16 protein-coding genes are annotated in these 17982 nt (G+C 72.5%); 11 read left to right on the top strand and 5 right to left on the bottom strand.

Features of this window, described 5'->3' with window-relative positions; all coding sequences use genetic code 11:
- Window positions 1-57: 57 nt before the first annotated feature.
- The 11 genes from D1350_RS19120 to D1350_RS19070 all read left to right on the top strand — a co-directional run bounded on the left by D1350_RS19120 (window position 58) and on the right by D1350_RS19070 (window position 10852).
- Entirely contained in the window at window positions 58-543 is a 486-nt protein-coding gene (locus D1350_RS19120) for an OsmC family protein (protein ID WP_125777643.1), read from the top strand.
- 136 nt (window positions 544-679) lie between these two features.
- Complete coding sequence (locus tag D1350_RS19115) at window positions 680-1396, top strand: hypothetical protein (protein ID WP_125777642.1); 717 nt, start codon at window positions 680-682, stop codon at window positions 1394-1396.
- Between the two features lie 15 nt (window positions 1397-1411).
- Window positions 1412-3475: an excinuclease ABC subunit UvrC gene (gene uvrC, locus D1350_RS19110; RefSeq protein WP_125777641.1), complete on the top strand. Its 2064-nt coding sequence runs from the start codon at window positions 1412-1414 to the stop codon at window positions 3473-3475.
- Window positions 3472-4404 carry an RNase adapter RapZ gene (rapZ, locus tag D1350_RS19105; protein ID WP_125777640.1) on the top strand — a complete coding sequence of 311 codons (933 nt, stop codon included), beginning with the start codon at window positions 3472-3474 and terminating at the stop codon, window positions 4402-4404. Before uvrC ends, rapZ begins: the two co-directional genes overlap by 4 nt.
- Window positions 4401-5423 (top strand): gluconeogenesis factor YvcK family protein, encoded by a 1023-nt coding sequence (locus D1350_RS19100; RefSeq protein ID WP_125777639.1) that lies wholly within the window; start codon window positions 4401-4403, stop codon window positions 5421-5423. The genes rapZ and D1350_RS19100 overlap by 4 nt, the downstream gene beginning before the upstream one ends.
- A 101-nt stretch (window positions 5424-5524) precedes the next feature.
- Window positions 5525-6505 carry a DNA-binding protein WhiA gene (gene whiA, locus D1350_RS19095; protein ID WP_125777638.1) on the top strand — a complete coding sequence of 327 codons (981 nt, stop codon included), beginning with the start codon at window positions 5525-5527 and terminating at the stop codon, window positions 6503-6505.
- 225 nt (window positions 6506-6730) lie between these two features.
- Window positions 6731-7735: a type I glyceraldehyde-3-phosphate dehydrogenase gene (gap, locus tag D1350_RS19090; protein WP_125777637.1), complete on the top strand. Its 1005-nt coding sequence runs from the start codon at window positions 6731-6733 to the stop codon at window positions 7733-7735.
- Window positions 7736-7870: 135 nt separating this feature from the next.
- Complete coding sequence (locus D1350_RS19085; protein ID WP_125777636.1) at window positions 7871-9073, top strand: phosphoglycerate kinase; 1203 nt, start codon at window positions 7871-7873, stop codon at window positions 9071-9073.
- A 215-nt stretch (window positions 9074-9288) separates the two neighbouring features.
- A complete protein-coding gene (tpiA, locus tag D1350_RS19080; RefSeq protein ID WP_240644217.1) occupies window positions 9289-10059 on the top strand; it encodes a triose-phosphate isomerase in 771 nt (256 codons plus the stop codon).
- A 139-nt stretch (window positions 10060-10198) separates the two neighbouring features.
- Window positions 10199-10441, top strand: coding sequence for a preprotein translocase subunit SecG (gene secG, locus D1350_RS19075; RefSeq protein WP_125777634.1), 243 nt, complete (start codon window positions 10199-10201; stop codon window positions 10439-10441).
- Window positions 10442-10492: 51 nt separating this feature from the next.
- Entirely contained in the window at window positions 10493-10852 is a 360-nt protein-coding gene (locus D1350_RS19070; RefSeq protein ID WP_125777633.1) for an RNA polymerase-binding protein RbpA, read from the top strand.
- A 96-nt stretch (window positions 10853-10948) separates the two neighbouring features.
- On the opposite strand, the gene pgl is transcribed toward D1350_RS19070, so the two are convergent.
- The 5 genes from pgl to tkt form a co-directional block, all read right to left on the bottom strand.
- Window positions 10949-11689, bottom strand: coding sequence for a 6-phosphogluconolactonase (gene pgl / locus D1350_RS19065; protein ID WP_125777632.1), 741 nt, complete (start codon window positions 11687-11689; stop codon window positions 10949-10951).
- On the bottom strand, window positions 11686-12609 hold the full coding sequence (locus tag D1350_RS19060; RefSeq protein WP_125777631.1) for a glucose-6-phosphate dehydrogenase assembly protein OpcA: 924 nt from the start codon (window positions 12607-12609) through the stop codon (window positions 11686-11688). Before D1350_RS19060 ends, pgl begins: the two co-directional genes overlap by 4 nt.
- Before the next feature lie 121 nt (window positions 12610-12730).
- Window positions 12731-14287, bottom strand: a complete 1557-nt coding sequence (gene zwf, locus D1350_RS19055) for a glucose-6-phosphate dehydrogenase (RefSeq protein ID WP_125777630.1) — start codon at window positions 14285-14287, stop codon at window positions 12731-12733.
- Complete coding sequence (tal, locus tag D1350_RS19050; RefSeq protein ID WP_125777629.1) at window positions 14284-15417, bottom strand: transaldolase; 1134 nt, start codon at window positions 15415-15417, stop codon at window positions 14284-14286. The genes zwf and tal overlap by 4 nt, the downstream gene beginning before the upstream one ends.
- Before the next feature lie 132 nt (window positions 15418-15549).
- Window positions 15550-17658 carry a transketolase gene (gene tkt, locus D1350_RS19045; protein WP_125777628.1) on the bottom strand — a complete coding sequence of 703 codons (2109 nt, stop codon included), beginning with the start codon at window positions 17656-17658 and terminating at the stop codon, window positions 15550-15552.
- Between the last annotated feature and the right edge of the window lie 324 nt (window positions 17659-17982).

Here is a 17982-nt window from a genome sequence, read left to right as displayed (position 1 = left end):
GACGGCGTGCCGCCCCAGCCCTGGCCCTCCGGGCTCCCCGCCCCTAGGGTGGCGAGCATGAGCGGAGCCCTCCACGACTATTCCGTGACGGTGGCCTGGACGGGAGCGGGGGAGCGGGGCACGGCGTCGTACACCGCCTACTCCCGGGACCACGACGTCCTCCTGCCGCACAAGCCGCCGCTGCCCGGGTCGAGCGATCCCGCCTACCGGGGCGACCCGCACCGGTACAGCCCTGAAGAGCTCTTCGTCGCGAGCCTGTCGCAGTGCCACATGCTGTGGTTCCTGCACCTCGCGGCCGAGTCGGGCCTGGTGGTGCGGGACTACACCGACGAGGTGACAGGCACCATGCGGGTCGAGGCCCGCGGTGAAGGCCAGTTCACGGACGTGACGCTGCGCCCGCGGGTGATCGCTGACCCGGGCGAGATGTCCACGGACGAGCACATCGCCGCGCTGCACCACCGGGCGCACGCGATGTGCTTCATCGCGCGGTCGGTGAACTTCCCGGTGCGCGTGGAGCCGGTCCCGGTGCGCCTCGCCGCCTGAAACCCCGCCGCCTGAGGCCTCGCCGCCTGAAACCCCGCCGCCTCGGCGGGGGCCACGACGAGGGCAACGGCACAGCCGTGCCGAGCGTCCTGGGTGGTGAGGGCAGCCGTCGGGGCGCCCGAGGAGGAGGACCATCGTGCGTACCCGGATCCTGACCGCGTCCCTCGTGGGGGCCGCACTGGCCCTGACGGCGGCCTGCGCGAGCCCGGTCGAGGGCCCCGGCGGCACGCCCGGGGCGAGCCCGTCGGGCGCGCCGGGCAGCAACGCGCCGGGCACCAGCGCCCCGGCGTCGGAGCCGGCCGTGAGCGAGCCGGGCGCGTCCCCGGCAGCACCCGGTGGCACGATGCCGGTCGAGGACGGTTACCAGCCGTCGTGGTTCGAGGGCACAGCGTGGTCGTGCGGCATGCCGGAGACGGAGCTGGTGCCGGCGGAGAAGGAGTACCGCCTCGTCGTGGCGGGGGCGGTGACGGACGTGGTGAACGGCGAGCCTTCGCACACCACGGACAGGTTCCTCCCGGTCCGCCTCGAGGGCCCGGCCGGTGCCGTGTGGGTGAGCCCGCCGGAGACCGTCTGGACGCAGGACGGGGTCGTGGTGCACCTCCCGGCGCTGGCCGACTCCGGCCCGGTCGAGGTGGAGCCGGGCGGCGAGCTGGCCGGCGTGCTGCGCCCTCTCTCGCACTGCCTGCCCGGACCCGAGACCGGGGGCATGACCACCTACGAGACGCCGATGGCCGCGGGCGAGTACCAGGTCCGCGCGTTCGTCGAGGTGCAGCCGGCCAGCTCCCCGCGCCGGTTCCTGCTGAGCGAGCCCGTGGCCGTGGTGGTGACGGCGGACGGAGTGTCAGAGTCCTGAAATAGGCTCGTCCGCATGGCCGATCCCGCCACCTACCGTCCCGCCTCCGGGGAGATCCCCACGTCGCCCGGTGTCTACCGGTTCCGCGACGAGCACGGCCGCGTCATCTACGTGGGCAAGGCGAAGAACCTGCGCTCGCGGCTGGGGAACTACTTCCAGGACGTGGCGAACCTCCACGAGCGCACGCAGCGGATGGTGACCACCGCCGCGTCCGTCGAGTGGACGGTGGTGGGCACCGAGGTCGAGGCGCTCGCGCTGGAGTACTCGTGGATCAAGGAGTTCGATCCGCGGTTCAACGTCAAGTACCGGGACGACAAGTCGTACCCGTACCTGGCGGTCACGATGGGCGAGCTGGTCCCGCGCGCGCAGGTCATGCGGGGAGCCAAGCGCCCGGGCACCCGGTACTTCGGGCCGTACGGGCACGCCTGGGCCATCCGGGAGACCCTCGACCTGCTGCTGCGCGTCTTCCCTGTCCGGACGTGCTCCGCGGGCGTGTACAAGCGCGCCCAGCAGACGGGCCGGCCGTGCCTCCTCGGCTACATCGACAAGTGCTCGGCGCCGTGCGTGGGCCGGATCAGCACGGACGACCACCGCGCCCTCGCAGCCGACTTCTGCGACTTCATGGCGGGCGACACCGCCCGGTTCGAACGGCGGCTCACGCAGCGCATGCAGGAGGCCGCGGCGTCGATGGAGTACGAGCAGGCCGCCCGCCTGCGCGACGACATCCAGGCGCTGCGCCGCGCCACCGAGAAGAACGCGGTGGTGCTCGGCGACGCCACGGACGCCGACGTGTTCGCGCTCGTCGGCGACGACCTGGAGGCCGCGATCCAGGTCTTCCACGTCCGCGGCGGCCGCATCCGCGGCCAGCGCGGCTGGGTGGTGGAGAAGGTCGAGGACGTCACGGACGCGGAGCTGGTGGAGCACCTGCTCCAGCAGGTCTACGGCCAGGTGGACGACGACGTCGCGGCCGCCTCGGGCGGTGACGCCGGCTCCGCCCGGGCGGCCGCACGGGACGCAGTGCCCCGCGAGGTGCTCGTCCCCGTGCTCCCGCCGGACCTGGACCAGGTCACCACCTGGCTCAGCGGGCTGCGCGGCGCGCGGGTGGACGTGCGCGTACCCCAGCGGGGCGACAAGCGGGAGCTCGCGGAGACGGTCCGCAAGAACGCGGAGCACGCGCTCGCGCTGCACCGGACCCGCCGGGCCGGCGACCTCACCACCCGCAGCCAGGCGCTGCGCGAGATCCAGGAGGCGTTGAGCCTGGACTCCGCGCCGCTGCGCATCGAGTGCTACGACGTGTCGCACACCCAGGGCACGTACCAGTCCGCGTCCATGGTCGTGTTCGAGGACGGGCTGCCGCGCAAGAGCGAGTACCGGTCGTTCAGCGTGCGCGGCCCCGAGGGCGAGGGCGCGCGCGACGACACCTCGGCGATGCACGAGGTCATCACCCGTCGCTTCCGCCGCTACCTGCAGGACCGGCTGGCGTCGGGCGAGGTAGAGGTGGACGACCGGGTGGACGCGGACGAGGCACCGGCCCCGGAGGCACGGACGCCGCGGTCCGGCGAGGTCCCGGCGGACGCGCCGCCCGAGCGGCCCCGCTTCGCCTACCCGCCCAACCTCGTGGTGGTCGACGGCGGCCCGCCCCAGGTCGCCGCCGCCGCCCGGGCGCTGGAGGAGCTCGGCATCACGGACGTCGCCCTCTGCGGGCTCGCCAAGCGGCTCGAGGAGGTCTGGGTGCCGGGGGACGAGTACCCCGTCATCCTCCAGCGCTCGTCCGAGGGCCTGTACCTGCTGCAGCGCGTGCGGGACGAGGCGCACCGGTTCGCCATCAGCCAGCACCGCAAGCGGCGCAGCAAGGGCATGACGGCGTCGGTGCTCGACGACGTCCCGGGGCTGGGCCCCGCCCGCAAGAAGACGCTGCTGACGCACTTCGGCTCCCTCAAGCGGCTGCGCGCCGCGAGCGTCGAGGAGATCGCCAGCGTGCGCGGCATGGGCGACAAGACGGCGCGAGCGGTCCTCGACGCCCTGAACAGCGACGGGAGTTCGAACGCGGCCCCGAGCCCTGGCATGCTGGGTACATGAGCGAGCCGTCCCCTATCACCGCCCCGAACGGGATCGCCGCCATCGAGGCCGCGGCCCCCGCTCCCGAGCGCACCGAGCCGGAGGTGCTGATCATCACCGGCATGTCGGGCGCCGGGCGCTCGCGTGCCGCGGCGGTGGTGGAGGACCTCGACTGGTACGTGGTCGACAACCTCCCGCCGATGATGCTCGTCCCCATGGTCGACCTCATGGCCAAGGGCTCGTCGATCGAACGCGTGGCCGCCGTCGTGGACGTCCGCGGCCGGCAGTTCTTCGCGGAGCTCGACAAGGTGCTGGCCCACATGTCCGAGGCCGGCGTGTTCTACCGGATCCTCTACCTGGACGCGTCCGACGAGGTGCTCGTGCGCCGCTACGAGCAGGTGCGCCGCCCCCACCCGCTGCAGGGCGAGGGCCGGATCCTCGACGGCATCGCCGAGGAGCGTCGCCTCCTCGCGAGCCTCGCCGAGCGGGCCGACGTGGTCATCGACACGTCCGACCTCAACGTCCACGACCTCGCGCGCGAGATCCGCGCCGCGCTGTCCGACGGCAACCCCGAGGCGCTGCGCGTCAACCTCCTCTCGTTCGGCTTCAAGTACGGCATCCCCCTGGACGCCGACCACGTCGTGGACGTGCGCTTCCTGGCGAACCCGTACTGGATCACCGAGCTGCGGCACCTCACGGGCCGCGACGCCCCCGTCCGCGACTACGTGCTCGCGCGGCCCGGCGCCCGCGACTTCGTGGACCGGTACGTGGCGGCCCTCGAGCCTGTCCTCGCCGGCTACCTCCACGAGGAGAAGCGCTACGTGACGATCGCCGTGGGGTGCACCGGCGGGAAGCACCGGTCCGTCGCGATGGCCGACGCCGTCGCCGACCGCCTGCGCGCAGCCGGGCACCGCGTGACCGTCACCGCCCGGGACCTGGGACGCGAATGAGCACGCCGTTGCCCCCGGGTGGCCCGGGCACGAGCTGGGCGTCCGGCACCACGTCGCGGCCGGAGTGGAGCCGCAACCCGGCGGTGGTCGCCCTCGGCGGCGGCCACGGCCTCTCGGCGAGCCTCTCCGCGCTGCGCCTGATGTCCGACCGGCTCACGGCGATCGTGACGGTCGCCGACGACGGCGGGTCGTCGGGCCGGCTCCGGGAGGAGCTGGACGTGCTCCCGCCCGGCGATCTGCGGATGGCGCTCGCGGCCCTCTGCGACGACTCGGAGTGGGGGCAGACGTGGAGCGGGCTGCTGCAGCACCGGTTCACGTCCACGGGCGACCTCGACCGGCACGCGGTGGGCAACCTGCTCATCGTCGCGCTCTGGGAGCGGCTGGGTGACACCGTGGCCGGGCTTGACTGGGTGGGGCGGCTGCTCGGGGCGCGGGGGCGTGTCCTGCCGATGGCGTCCGTGCCGCTCGTCGTCGAGGCGGACGTGCGGCGCGGTCCGGTCGACGGGCCGCTGGAGACCGTGGTGGGGCAGAGCAAGGTCGCGGTGACGGACGGGCGGATCGAGCAGCTCCGGCTCCTGCCCGCCGACCCGCCGGCCCCGCCCGAGGCCGTCCAGGCCGTCCTCGACGCCGACTGGGTCGTGCTGGGGCCGGGGTCCTGGTATTCGTCGGTCCTGGTGCACCTCCTGGTCCCGGAGCTCGCGGCGGCCCTGCACGAGACGACCGCACGGCGCTGCGTCACCCTCAACCTGTCGGCGGACACCGGGGAGACGGCGGGGCTCACCGCGATCGACCACCTGGAGGCCCTGCACAAGCACGCCCCCGGCCTGCGGGTGGACGCGGTGCTCGCCGACCCGTCGGCCGTCGAGGACGTGACGGGCCTGTCCGACGCCGCGGCGTCGATGGGTGCGCGGCTGCTGATGCGCCAGGTGCGTCGCGGCGACGGCACGGCGCGGCACGACTCGCTGCGCCTGGCCGCGGCCTACCGGGACGTGTTCGACGGCGTGCTGGGGGACGTGTAGCCGAGTTTATCCGCGCGTCGCGCCAGACACGCCGGGACATTTCGCCCTCTTGACCGCGATTCCACCCGCCCTGACCCTTGCTGCCATGGCAGGATGACCGCATGGCGCTCACGGCACAGGTCAAGGAGGAGCTCGCGCGGGTCAAGGTGGCCAGGACCTCGTGCCGCAAGGCAGAGGTTTCGGCGACCCTGCGCTTCTCCGGTGGCCTGCACATCATCTCCGGTCGCGTGGTCATCGAGGCGGAGCTCGACACCGAGCTGGCGGCCGCGAGGCTCCGGCACGCGATCCACGACCTCTACGGTCACACGAGCGAGCTGATCGTGGTGCAGGCCGGCGGCCTGCGCAAGAGCAGCCGCTACGTGGTCCGGGTGGTCCGCGAGGGCGAGTCGCTCGCCCGGCAGACCGGCCTGCTGGACGTCCGTGGACGCCCCGTGCGGGGCCTCGCCCCCGAGGTGGTCTCCGCGGGGGTCCCCGAGGCCGAGGCGGTCTGGCGGGGCGCGTTCCTGGCGCACGGCTCGCTCACCGAGCCGGGCCGCTCCATGGCGCTCGAGGTGACGAGCCCGGGGCCCGAGGCGGCGCTGGCCCTCGTGGGGGCGGCGCGCAGGCTCGGCGTCTCGGCGAAGTCGCGAGAGGTGCGGGGAGTCGACCGGGTCGTGATCCGGGACGGCGACGCGATCGCCACGATGCTCCAGCGCATCGGCGCCACCGACACCCTCACCGTGTGGGAGGAGCGCCGCGCGCGCCGCGAGGTGCGCGGCACGGCCAACCGGCTCGCGAACTTCGACGACGCCAACCTGCGCCGGTCCGCCCGTGCGGCGGTCGCCGCGGGGGCACGTGTCCAGCGGGCGTTCGAGATCCTGGGCGACGAGGTCCCGGAGCACCTGCGCGAGGCGGGGGAGCTGCGCCTGGCGCACAAGCAGGCCTCGCTCGAGGAGCTCGGCCGGCTGGCCGACCCGCAGCTGTCGAAGGACGCCGTCGCGGGCCGGATCCGGCGCCTCCTCTCGACCGCCGACAAGCGTGCTGCGGACCTCGGGATCCCCGACACCGAGGCCGGTCTGAGCCCGGACCTGCTCGATCTGTGAGACGCCCGCCCCCTGGTCGGCCTGAGGTCACGTGAGGGGCGGTATCGGGTATAGGCTCGCAAGCGTCAGGTGACGACGGTGTGACCTTCACGTGTCCATCGTGTTCTCTGCGTCCTGGTCGTGAGGGTCTGCCGACCTCACCCGCATGCTGCGAGCGCCCCGTGCGCCGCGACACAGATACGAACCGTGTGCGTCGGGTTCGCCGGCGCGCCCTGAGGAGGCATTGTGACCATCCGCGTCGGTATCAACGGCTTCGGCCGCATCGGACGGAACTTCTACCGCGCCATCATCGCGTCGGGTGCTGACATCGAGATCGTCGGTGTGAACGACCTGACCGACAACGCGACGCTCGCGCACCTGCTGAAGTACGACACCGTGCTGGGACGCTTCCCGCTGAGCGTCGACTTCGACGACGAGAACATCATCGTCGACGGGAAGAAGATCCGTGCTCTCGCCGAGCGTGACCCCGCGAACCTCCCCTGGGGGGAGCTCGGCGCGGACATCGTGATCGAGTCGACCGGTTTCTTCACGGACGCCTCGAAGGCCAAGGCCCACATCGACGGTGGGGCCAAGAAGGTCATCATCTCGGCGCCGGCGAAGAACGAGGACGCCACGTTCGTCATGGGTGTCAACAACGAGCAGTACGACGCTGCCGCGCACCACATCATCTCGAACGCGTCGTGCACCACGAACTGCCTCGCCCCGCTGGCGAAGGCGCTCAACGACTCGATCGGCATCGAGCGCGGTCTCATGACCACGATCCACGCGTACACGGGCGACCAGAACCTCCAGGACGGCCCGCACAAGGACCTGCGCCGCGCCCGTGCGGCCGCGCAGAACATCGTCCCCACGTCGACCGGTGCGGCCAAGGCCGTCTCGCTCGTGCTGCCGGAGCTCAAGGGCAAGCTGGACGGCTACGCGCTCCGCGTGCCGACCATCACCGGTTCCGCCACGGACCTCACGTTCACGGCGTCGCGCGAGGTGACGGTGGACGAGGTCAACGCCGCCGTCAAGGCCGCGTCGGAGGGCGTGCTCAAGGGCGTCCTCGAGTACGTGGACGACGAGATCGTGTCGTCGGACATCATCACGAACCCGCACCAGAGCATCTTCGACTCGAAGCTGACCAAGGTGATCGGTGACCAGGTCAAGGTCGTCGCGTGGTACGACAACGAGTGGGGCTACTCCAACAGCCTCGTCGCGCTGACGTCCTTCGTGGGCGAGAAGCTCTGACGAAGCCCGGCGAGCGCGTACCCGCGTGACCGCGAAGGGGAGCCCTGGTCCCATCGGTGCCGGGCCGGCTTCGGCCGGACCGGCCGGGACCAGGGCTTCCCTGTGCGCGGTGCGCTCCTGAGAGGAAAGGCTGGTATGAAGACCATCGACTCGCTCGGCGACCTGCGCGGCAAGCGCGTGCTCGTCCGCTCCGACTTCAACGTCCCGCTCGACGGGACGACCATCACCGACGACGGCCGCATCCAGGCCGCGCTGCCGACGCTGCGCCGCCTGACCGACGCGGGCGCCCGCGTGGTCGTGATGGCGCACCTCGGCCGTCCCAAGGGCTCCCCGGACCCCCAGTACTCCCTGGGCCCCGTCGCGGCCCGCCTGGGCGAGCTGCTGGGCCAGGACGTCGTCCTCGCCGAGGACCTCGTGGGCCCGTCGGCCCAGAAGACCGTGGCGGCCCTCGAGGACGGCCAGGTGGCCCTCCTGGAGAACGTCCGCTTCGACGCCCGCGAGACGTCGAAGGTGGACGCCGAGCGCGAGGAGCTCGCGGGTGAGCTCGCCGCCCTGGCCGACGCGTTCGTGTCGGACGGCTTCGGCGTGGTGCACCGCAAGCAGGCCTCGGTGTACGACGTGGCCAAGGTGCTCCCGGCCGCGGCCGGCGACCTCGTCCTCAAGGAGGTCGAGTCGCTGTCCCGCGCCACGACGGACCCGGCCCGGCCGTACGCCGTGGTGCTCGGCGGCTCCAAGGTGTCCGACAAGCTCGGCGTCATCGCGAACCTCCTCACCAAGGCCGACCGCCTCCTCATCGGCGGCGGCATGGTCTTCACGTTCCTCAAGGCCCAGGGGCACGCCGTCGGCTCGTCCCTCCTCGAGGAGGACCAGGTCGAGACGGTCAAGGGCTACCTGGAGACGGCGGCGGCCAACGGCGTCGAGATCGTGCTCCCGGTCGACATCGTCGCCGCGGACTCGTTCGCGGCCGACGCTCCGCACCGCACCGTCCCCGCGGACGCCATCCCCGACGGCACCATGGGCCTCGACATCGGCCCGGACTCCGCCGCGCTCTTCGCGGACCGGCTCTCGGAGGCCCGCACGATCGCCTGGAACGGCCCCATGGGCGTGTTCGAGTTCGAGGCGTTCGCGGCCGGCACCAAGACCGTCGCGCAGGGCATCATCGACGCGACCGCGGACGGCGCCTTCTCGATCGTGGGCGGCGGCGACTCCGCCGCGGCGGTCCGCCTCCTCGGCTTCGACGAGGCGGGCTTCAGCCACATCTCCACGGGCGGCGGCGCGAGCCTCGAGCTGCTCGAGGGCAAGGAGCTCCCCGGCATCACGGTCCTCTCCGGGGACTGAGCCCAGAGTGAAGCGCAGGGTGGGGGCCGAGGAACGAGGCGCCCGCCCGAAGCGGAACGCCGGGCTCAGGCCGCAGACAGGTAGGACTGAGCACCACTTTCCCTGGTGCCCGACGCCGGACCGGTCGCCTTCACGCGAAGGCGACCAGAACGGCGTCGGGCACCGTCCGGACGAACTGAGGAAGTACTGACGTGGCTACCACCCGCACGCCGCTCATGGCGGGCAACTGGAAGATGAACCTGGACCACCACGAGGCGATCCAGACCGTGCAGAAGCTGGCGTGGACGCTGAAGGACGGCAAGCACGACTACGCCGCCGTCGAGGTGGCCGTGCTGCCGCCGTTCACGGACCTGCGCTCGGTGCAGACCCTGGTCGACGCCGACAAGCTGGAGATCGTGTACGGCGCGCAGGACGTGTCGAAGCACGAGTCGGGCGCGTACACGGGCGAGATCTCGGCGGCGATGCTCGCCAAGCTCGGCGTCACGTACGTGGCGGTGGGTCACTCGGAGCGCCGGGAGTACCACGGCGAGTCCGACGCCCTGGTGAACGAGAAGGTCCGTGCGGCCTTCGCGCACGGCCTCGTGCCGATCCTGTGCGTCGGCGAGGGCCTGGACGTGCGCAAGGCGGGCGACCAGGTGTCGTACACGCTGGCGCAGGTCGAGGCGGCGCTGGCCGACGTCACGGCCGAGCAGGCCGTCACGATCGTGATCGCGTACGAGCCCGTGTGGGCCATCGGCACGGGCGAGGTCGCCACGCCGGAGGACGCCCAGGAGGTGTGCGGCGCGATCCGCGGCAAGCTCGCCGAGCTGTACGACGAGAACGCCGCCGCCGCTGTCCGCGTGCTGTACGGCGGCTCGGTGAAGTCGGGCAACGTCGCGCAGATCATGGCGAAGCCCGACGTGGACGGTGCCCTCGTGGGTGGCGCGAGCCTCGACCCGGAGGAGTTCGCGAAGATCGTCCGGTATCAGGCGCACGTCCTCTCCTGAGGTACCCTCAGACCCGCGACTTGCGCGGCTGGCGAGGCCCTGACCTGGGGTTTCGCCCGCTGCGGCATCTCTCGCCTACTCTTGACCCGACCCGTCGCCGGAGTGATCTCCGGCACACCGAGAATCCGAGGACGTAACCGTGGACGCGCTCCGCATCATCCTGCAGGTCCTGCTGGTGCTCACCAGCGCCTTCCTGACCATGCTTGTCCTGCTCCACAAGGGCAAGGGCGGCGGCCTCTCCGACATGTTCGGCGGCGGAGTCTCGATGGGCGCCGGTTCCTCCGGCGTGGCCGAGCGGAACCTGAACCGCATCACGATCGCGTTCGCCCTCGTGTGGACGGTCGTCATCGTCCTGCTCGGTCTGATCCAGAAGGTGAGCTGACGCCACACCCGGCGTTGCTCCAGGCCAGACCTCACGGAGGGGACGAGGAACGTGGCATCAGGCGGTCATGCGATCCGAGGGAGCCGCGTCGGCGCGGGCCCGCTCGGTGAGTCCGAGCGAGGTGAGACCGCGCCACGGGTGCGCGTCTCCTACTGGTGTGCCAACGGGCACGAGACCTCACCGAGCTTCTCGGTGGGCGAGGACGTCGAGCCTCCCGAGCAGTGGGACTGCCCGCGCTGCGGGTTCCCCGCGGGCCTCGACCCGGCGAGCCCGCCGTCGCCCATGCGCAACGAGCCGTACAAGACGCACCTCGCGTACGTGAAGGAGCGACGGACCGAGGCCGACGGCGCTGCCCTCCTCGAGGAGGCGCTCGAGGCGCTGCGCGTGCGTCGCGGCGGCGTGCGGAGCTAGCACTCGCTCGGTGCGAGCACCCGAACATGCGATTGTGGCCGGTCCTGAGTCCAGGACCGGCCACAACCACATGTTCGACAGGGTGGTCGCCGAGCGCTACCGCCCGGCGGCCGCCGCGTCCACGAGCCAGAGCGTGCGCTCCGAGCCGACGGCGCCGGCGGCCGGCACCTCGTGGAGGTCGCCGCCGGCGAGGGCGGCCGCGGCCTGGCCCGCCTTGTCGGCCCCGTTCACCACGAGCCACACCTCCCGGGCGGCGCGGATCGTCTCGAAGGTGAGCGAGACGCGCTCCGGCGGCGGCTTGGGGGAGCCGTGCACGCCCACCGTGGCCCCGATGGCGTCCAGCCCTTCGTGGCCGGGGAAGAGGGACGCCACGTGCCCGTCCGGCCCCATGCCGAGCAGCAGCACGTCGAACGCCGGGACCGGGCTGCCGAAAGTCGCCAGCTCGGCGGCGTAGGCCTGGGCGGCCTCCTCCGGCGTCGCCACGGCGGACGGCCCGGGCATGGGGTGCACGTTCCCCGCCGGCAGCCCGTGCGACGCCACCAGGGCGTCGACCAGGGCCTCGCGGGCCTGGGTCTCGTTGCGGTCGGGGTCGCCGTCGCGCAGGAAGCGCTCGTCGCCCCACCAGAGGTGCACGCCCGACCAGTCGACTGCCCCGAGCACCGGGTTCGACGCCATGGCGGCGAGCGTCCGGATACCCACGGTGCCGCCCGTGACGACCACGTGCACCGGGGAGCGCACCGACTGGACGTCCAGGATCCGCGTCAGGAGCCGCGCCGCGACAGCCTCGGCGAGGACCCCTGCGTCCGGGTGCACCACCACGAGACGCCCGGCCGTCATGACCCCGTCTCCACGAGCGGCAGGCCCTTGGTGAGGACCTCCTCGTAGATCTCGTCCGGGTCGAGACGCCGCAGCTCCTCGATCAGCGCCTCGTTGAGGGCGCGGATCGGCAGGGCGATGCGGCGGTCCGGCTTGCCGGGCTGGGAGATCGTCACGGTGCGGCCGTCGGGGCGGTCCAGCACGATCGGCCCGCTCTTGCGCTCGAGGATCACCTTGGTGATGGCCTCGGCGTTCTTCACCCTCACCACGGCGGCGGGGCAGCGGAGGCGGGCGCCCAGCCACGCGGCGAGGAGGTCGAGCGACGTGTGGTCGCGCTGGCCCTCGACGCGCACGGACAGCACCGGCTCGAACGGCGGCTGCTCGACGGCGGCCGCGATGAGGCCGCGCCACAGCGTCACCCGGGCCCACGCGAGGTCCGTGTCGCCCGGGGCGTAGGTGGTGGCGAGCGTGCCGAGCATGCCCACCGGGTCCTTCGCCACCGTCGTGTCGGTGATGCGCCGGTGCGCCATGGCCCCCACAGGGTCCGACGACGGCTCGTCGGGCGCCTCCCGCGGCCACCACACCACGATCGGCGCGTCGGGCAGCAGGAGCGGCATCACGAGGGTGTCGCCGCGCTCCAGGAGCGGTCCGAAGGCGCGCAGCACGACCACCTCGGACGCGCCGGCGTCGCCGCCCACGCGGATCTGGGCGTCGAGGCGTGCCTCGCTGCCGCGGCTCGCGGGGGCGACGACGATGACGCGGCACGGGTGCTCCCGCGACGCGTCGTTCGCGGCCTCGACGGCGGTCTCGACGTCCCGCTCGTCGGCGAGGACCACGAGGGTCAGGACGCGACCGAGGGCGACGGCGCCGCCCTCGTCGCGCAGGCGCACGAGGCGCTTGTTCACCGCGTTCGCGGTGGTGTCCGGCATGTCGATGATCATCGGGGATCTCCTGAGGTCTGTACCGGGATCACGGCGCTCACGGCGTGGCTCACGGCCGGCGCTGAGCTGTCTGGCGCCGTCTCGTGACCCGGGGCTCCCGGGCCGTGCGCCACTTCCGGGCTCACGGCCGGCGCCAGGCGCGCCCGTCGCGCGCCATCATCGCGTCGGCCGACGGCGGCCCCCACGTGCCGGACGCATACTGCTCCGGCTGGCCCTGCTTGGCCCAGTACGCGGTGATGGGGTCGAGGATCTTCCAGGAGAGCTCGACCTCCTCGCGCGTGGGGAACAGCGGCGGGTCGCCGAGCAGCACGTCGAGGATGAGCCGCTCGTACGCCTCGGGAGACGACTCGGTGAACGAGTGGCCGTAACCGAAGTCCATCGTCACGTCGCGCACCTGCATCGCCGTGCCGGGAACCTTGGCACCGAACCGCAGGGTCACGCCCTCGTCCGGCTGCACGCGGATGACGAGCGCGTTGTTGCCCAGCTCGGACGTGAGGGACGACTCGAAGGGGAGGTGCGGCGCCTTCTTGAAGACGACGGCCACCTCGGTGACGCGCCGGCCGAGGCGCTTGCCCGAACGGAGGTAGAACGGCACGCCCGCCCACCGCCGGTTGTCGATGTCGACCCGGATGCCGGCGAACGTCTCGGTGACGGACTCCTTCGGGATGCCGTCCTCCTCGAGGAAGCCCCGGACCTCCTCGCCACCCTGCCACGCGGCCGCGTACTGCCCGCGGGCGGTGTGCTTGCCCAGGTCGCGGGGGAGCCGCACGGAGGACAGCACCTTGATCTTCTCGGCGCGCAGCTCGGCGGCGTCGAAGGTCACCGGCTCCTCCATCGCGACGAGGGCGAGGAGCTGCAGGAGGTGGTTCTGGATGACGTCGCGGGCGGCGCCGATCCCGTCGTAGTAGCCCGCGCGGCCACCGATGCCGATGTCCTCGGCCATGGTGATCTGCACGTGGTCCACGTAGTTCGCGTTCCACAGCGGCTCGAACATCTGGTTCGCGAAGCGCAGCGCCAGGAGGTTCTGGACCGTCTCCTTGCCCAGGTAGTGGTCGATCCGGAACACCGAGTCGGGCGAGAAGACCTCCGACACCACCGCGTCCAGCTCCTTGGCGCTGGCCAGGTCGTGCCCGAACGGCTTCTCGATGACCACGCGGCGCCACGCGAACCCGTCGGCCGGGTCCGTGTCGGGCGCGGAGAGGCCCGAGCGGGACAGCTGGCGGCACACGACCGGGAAGGCGCTCGGGGGCACCGACAGGTAGAACGCGTGGTTGCCACCGGTGCCGCGCTCGGCGTCGAGCTTCTCGACGGTCTGCCGGAGCGTCTCGAACGCCGCGTCGTCGTCGAAGGAGCCCTGCACGAACCGGATGCCCTCGGCGAGCTGGCGCCACGTCGCCTCGCGGAAGGGCGTGCGCGCGTTCTCCTTGACGGCGTCGTGCACGATCTGGGCGAAGTCCTGGTCGGCCCAGTCGCGGCGGGCGAAGCCCGTCAGCGCGAAGCCGGGCGGCAGGAGGCCGCGGTTGGCCAGGTCGTACACGGCGGGCATGAGCTTCTTGCGCGCCAGGTCGCCCGTGACACCGAAGATGACCAGGCCGCACGGCCCGGCGATCCGGGGCAGGCGGAGGTCGAGGGGGTCGCGCAGCGGGTTGAGGTCCGCGGTGATCTTGGCCGGTCTCACTTGTCAGCCGCTCCGTCCAGGCCCGCCTGCGTGGTGGCGAGGAGCTCGTTCCAGCTCACCTCGAACTTGGTGACGCCCTCGTTCTCGAGCTTCTCGGTGACCTCGTCCATGGAGATCCCGACGGCCTCGACGGCGGCGACGGTGGCCGCCGCGGACTCGGCGGTCCCGGTGACGGTGTCGCCGAGGACGATGCCGTGGTCGGCGAAGGCGTTCAGGGTGCCCTCCGGCATCGTGTTCACGACGCCGGGCACGACGAGCTCGTCGACGTACATGGTGTCGCGGTACTCGGGGTTCTTCACGCCGGTGGACGCCCAGAGCGGGCGCTGCGGGTGCGCGCCGGCGGCCTCGAGGGCCTTCCAGCGGTCGGAGGAGAAGACCTCTTCCCACGCGGCGTACGCGAGGCGGGCGTTGGCGATGGCGGCCTGGCCACGCAGGGCGAGGGCCTCGTCGGTGCCGACCTTGTCGAGGCGCTTGTCGACCTCGGCGTCCACCCGCGAGACGAAGAACGAGGCCACCGAGCCGACGGGGGCGAGGTCGATGCCCGCCTCCTTGGCGCGCTCGAGCCCGGTGAGGAAGGCGTCCATGACGGCGTGGTAGCGCTCGATGGAGAAGATGAGGGTCACGTTGACGCTGATGCCTGCGGCGAGCGTCCGGGTGATGGCGTCCAGGCCCTCGACGGTGGCCGGGATCTTGATCATCACGTTGGGGCGGTCCACCGTGGTCCACAGGCGCTGGGCCGTGGCGACGGTGGCCTCCGTGTCGCGGGCGAGGCGCGGGTCCACCTCGATGGAGACGCGGCCGTCCACGGTGCCCGTGGCGTCGTAGACGGGGCGGAGCACGTCCGCGGCCTCACGCACGTCGTCCGTGGTGATCCGCTCCACGGCGGCCTCGACGTCCTGGTCCGCCAGCTCGGCGAGCGTGTCGTCGTACGCGGTGCCGGCGGCCAGGGCCGCGGCGAAGATGGTGGGGTTGGTGGTCACGCCGACCACGTCCTTCTCGGCGATCAGCCCCGCGAGGTTGCCGGTGCGCAACCGCTCGCGGGACAGGTCGTCGAGCCAGATGGAGACACCCGCCTCCGACAGGCGACGGGTCGGGCGCGGCGTCTCTTCGCCGGTGGTGGTGTCGGTCATGATGCCCTTCTCTCGTGCTCGACTGCTCAGTGGGCCGCACCAGGCTCCCCGGCCGGCCCCGGATGGCCCTGCCCGGCCGGGTGGGTACCCGGCCGGGCAGGACGTCGCCGGGCCCCCGCCCGACGGGACTGCTCAGGCCTGCGTGGCCGCGATGGAGTCGCGGGCGGCGGCCGCCACGGCCTCCGCCGTGATGCCGAACTCCTGGTAGAGCACCTTGTAGTCCGCCGACGCGCCGTAGTGCTCGAGCGAGACGGTGCGGCCGGCGTCGCCGACCAGCTCCCGCCAGCCCTGCGCCACGCCCGCCTCGACCGAGACGCGCGCCTTGACGGAGGACGGGAGCACCGACTCGCGGTACTCGGCGTCCTGGCGGGCGAACCACTCGAACGACGGCAGCGAGACCACGCGGGCCTGGACGCCGTCGGCGGCGAGGAGGGCTCGCGCCTCGACGGCGAGCTGCACCTCGGAGCCGGTGCCGAGGAGGATGACGTCCGGCGTGCCGTCGGTGTCGAGCAGCACGTAGCCGCCCTTGAGGGTGCCCTCGGCGCCCGCGAAGCCCTGCTCGCCGCGGGGGAACGTGGGCACGTTCTGACGGGTGAGGACGATGCCCGCCGGGTGGGTGGTGCTCTGCAGGATCCCGCGCCAGGCGTAGGCGGTCTCGTTGGCGTCCGCCGGGCGGACGACGTCGAGACCCGGGATGGCGCGCAGGGCGGCCAGGTGCTCCACCGGCTGGTGGGTGGGGCCGTCCTCGCCGAGGCCGATCGAGTCGTGCGTCCACACGAAGGTGGTGGGGATCTGCATGAGGGCCGCGAGACGCACCGAGGCGCGCATGTAGTCGGCGAACTGCAGGAACGTGCCGCCGTACGGGCGGGTCAGGCCGTGCAGCACGATGCCGTTGAGGATCGCGCCCATCGCGTGCTCGCGGATGCCGAAGTGCAGCGTGCGGCCGTACTCGTGACCGGGGAACTTCTTGGTCGCGTGCTCGGTCGGCACGAACGACGGCTCGCCGTCCATGGTCGTGTTGTTCGAGCCGGCGAGGTCGGCGGAGCCGCCCCAGAGCTCGGGCAGCACGTCCTTGAGCGCCGTGAGGACCTTGCCCGAGGCGGCGCGGGTGGCGACGCCCTTGGGGTCGGCGTCGAACGTCGGCAGCGAGTCGGCCCAGCCCTCGGGCAGCTCGTGGGCGCGCAGGCGCTCCAGCAGGGCGGCGCCCGACGGGTTGGCGGTGCGCCACGCCTCGAACGACGTCTCCCAGGCGGCGCGCTGCTCGGACTGGCGCCCGGCCACGGCACGCGTGTACGAGAGCACCTCGTCGTCGATCGCGAACGACACCTCGGGGTCGAGGCCGAGCTCGGTCTTGAGGCCCTTGACCTCGTCGGCGCCCAGCGCCGAGCCGTGGATCCCGCCGGTGTTCTGCTTGGTGGGCGACGGCCAGCCGATGATCGTGCGCAGCGCGATGATCGAGGGCTTGCCGGTCTCCGCCTTGGCGGCGTCGATCGCGGCGGCGAGGGCGTCGACGTCCTCGCCGTAGCCGGTGCCGCCGGAGGTCCAGTCGACCCGCTGGGTGTGCCAGCCGTAGGCGGCGTAGCGGCCCAGGACGTCCTCGCTGAAGGCGATGTCCGTGTCGTCCTCGATCGAGATCCGGTTGTCGTCCCAGATGACGATGAGGTTGCCGAGCCGCTGGTGGCCCGCGAGCGACGAGGCCTCGGCCGTCACGCCCTCCTGCAGGTCGCCGTCCGACGCGATCACGTACACGTGGTGGTCGAACGGGCTCTCGCCCGGCGCCGAGCTCGGGTCGAGGAGACCCCGCTCGCGACGCGACGCGAACGCCATGCCGACGGACGAGGCGAGGCCCTGGCCCAGGGGGCCCGTGGTGATCTCGACGCCCGCGGTGTGCCCGAACTCGGGGTGGCCCGGGGTCTTGGAGCCCCACTGGCGCAGCCCTGCGAGGTCGTCCATCTCGAGGCCGTAGCCCGCGAGGAACAGCTGCAGGTAGATGGTCAGCGACGAGTGGCCCGCCGAGAGCACGAACCGGTCCCGGCCCACCCACGCGGGGTCGGCGGGGTCATGGCGCATGGCCTTCTGGAACAGCAGGTAGGCGGCGGGCGCGAGGGAGATCGCCGTACCCGGGTGGCCGTTGCCGACCTTCTCGACGGCGTCGGCCGCGAGAGCCTTGATGGACCTCACCGCCCGCTCGTCGAGCTCCGACCAGTCCAGCGGCGTCAGGGCGGGGTCGAACGCGTTCACGTATCCTCTTCTCTCCCCGGGCGGGGGCGGGAGGTCCCCCCGGGACGTGCCCGGGACTACCTCCACGGCTCCGGCCGCGGGTCGTGCGTGTGGCGGGCCGGCTGCTGCCGGCCACCGTGGTACCGAGTATGTGGACACGCAGGTGAGGTCGGTTGGTTCCCGACGCGCTCGGGGGTGAAGAGGCCCTGCGGTCGCAAACCCACCCTATACGCGACGTGGCCTGACCGCCGGGGCCCATCTCACACCTCGGAGGGCCGCGGCGGGAGCGGCCCGGGCCTGCGGGGACGTACCATGAGACGGCCCGAGTACTCGGAGCCCCACCCG

Origin of the sequence: Antribacter gilvus (assembly GCF_003946865.1) — a bacterium.
In the GTDB taxonomy this organism is placed as follows: domain Bacteria; phylum Actinomycetota; class Actinomycetes; order Actinomycetales; family Cellulomonadaceae; genus Antribacter; species Antribacter gilvus.
Note: the sequence above shows the minus strand (reverse complement) of the source record. Positions and strands in the feature narration are given on the sequence as shown.

Coding starts and splice junctions, on each gene's coding strand:
- uvrC (WP_125777641.1), top strand. CDS start 1,412: ATGGCCGATCCCGCCACCTACCGTCCCGCCTCCGGGGAGATCCCCACG.
- D1350_RS19060 (WP_125777631.1), bottom strand. CDS start 12,609: ATGATCATCGACATGCCGGACACCACCGCGAACGCGGTGAACAAGCGC.
- rapZ (WP_125777640.1), top strand. CDS start 3,472: ATGAGCGAGCCGTCCCCTATCACCGCCCCGAACGGGATCGCCGCCATC.
- D1350_RS19120 (WP_125777643.1), top strand. CDS start 58: ATGAGCGGAGCCCTCCACGACTATTCCGTGACGGTGGCCTGGACGGGA.
- whiA (WP_125777638.1), top strand. CDS start 5,525: ATGGCGCTCACGGCACAGGTCAAGGAGGAGCTCGCGCGGGTCAAGGTG.
- tpiA (WP_240644217.1), top strand. CDS start 9,289: ATGGCGGGCAACTGGAAGATGAACCTGGACCACCACGAGGCGATCCAG.
- tal (WP_125777629.1), bottom strand. CDS start 15,417: ATGACCGACACCACCACCGGCGAAGAGACGCCGCGCCCGACCCGTCGC.
- pgl (WP_125777632.1), bottom strand. CDS start 11,689: ATGACGGCCGGGCGTCTCGTGGTGGTGCACCCGGACGCAGGGGTCCTC.
- D1350_RS19085 (WP_125777636.1), top strand. CDS start 7,871: ATGAAGACCATCGACTCGCTCGGCGACCTGCGCGGCAAGCGCGTGCTC.
- D1350_RS19100 (WP_125777639.1), top strand. CDS start 4,401: ATGAGCACGCCGTTGCCCCCGGGTGGCCCGGGCACGAGCTGGGCGTCC.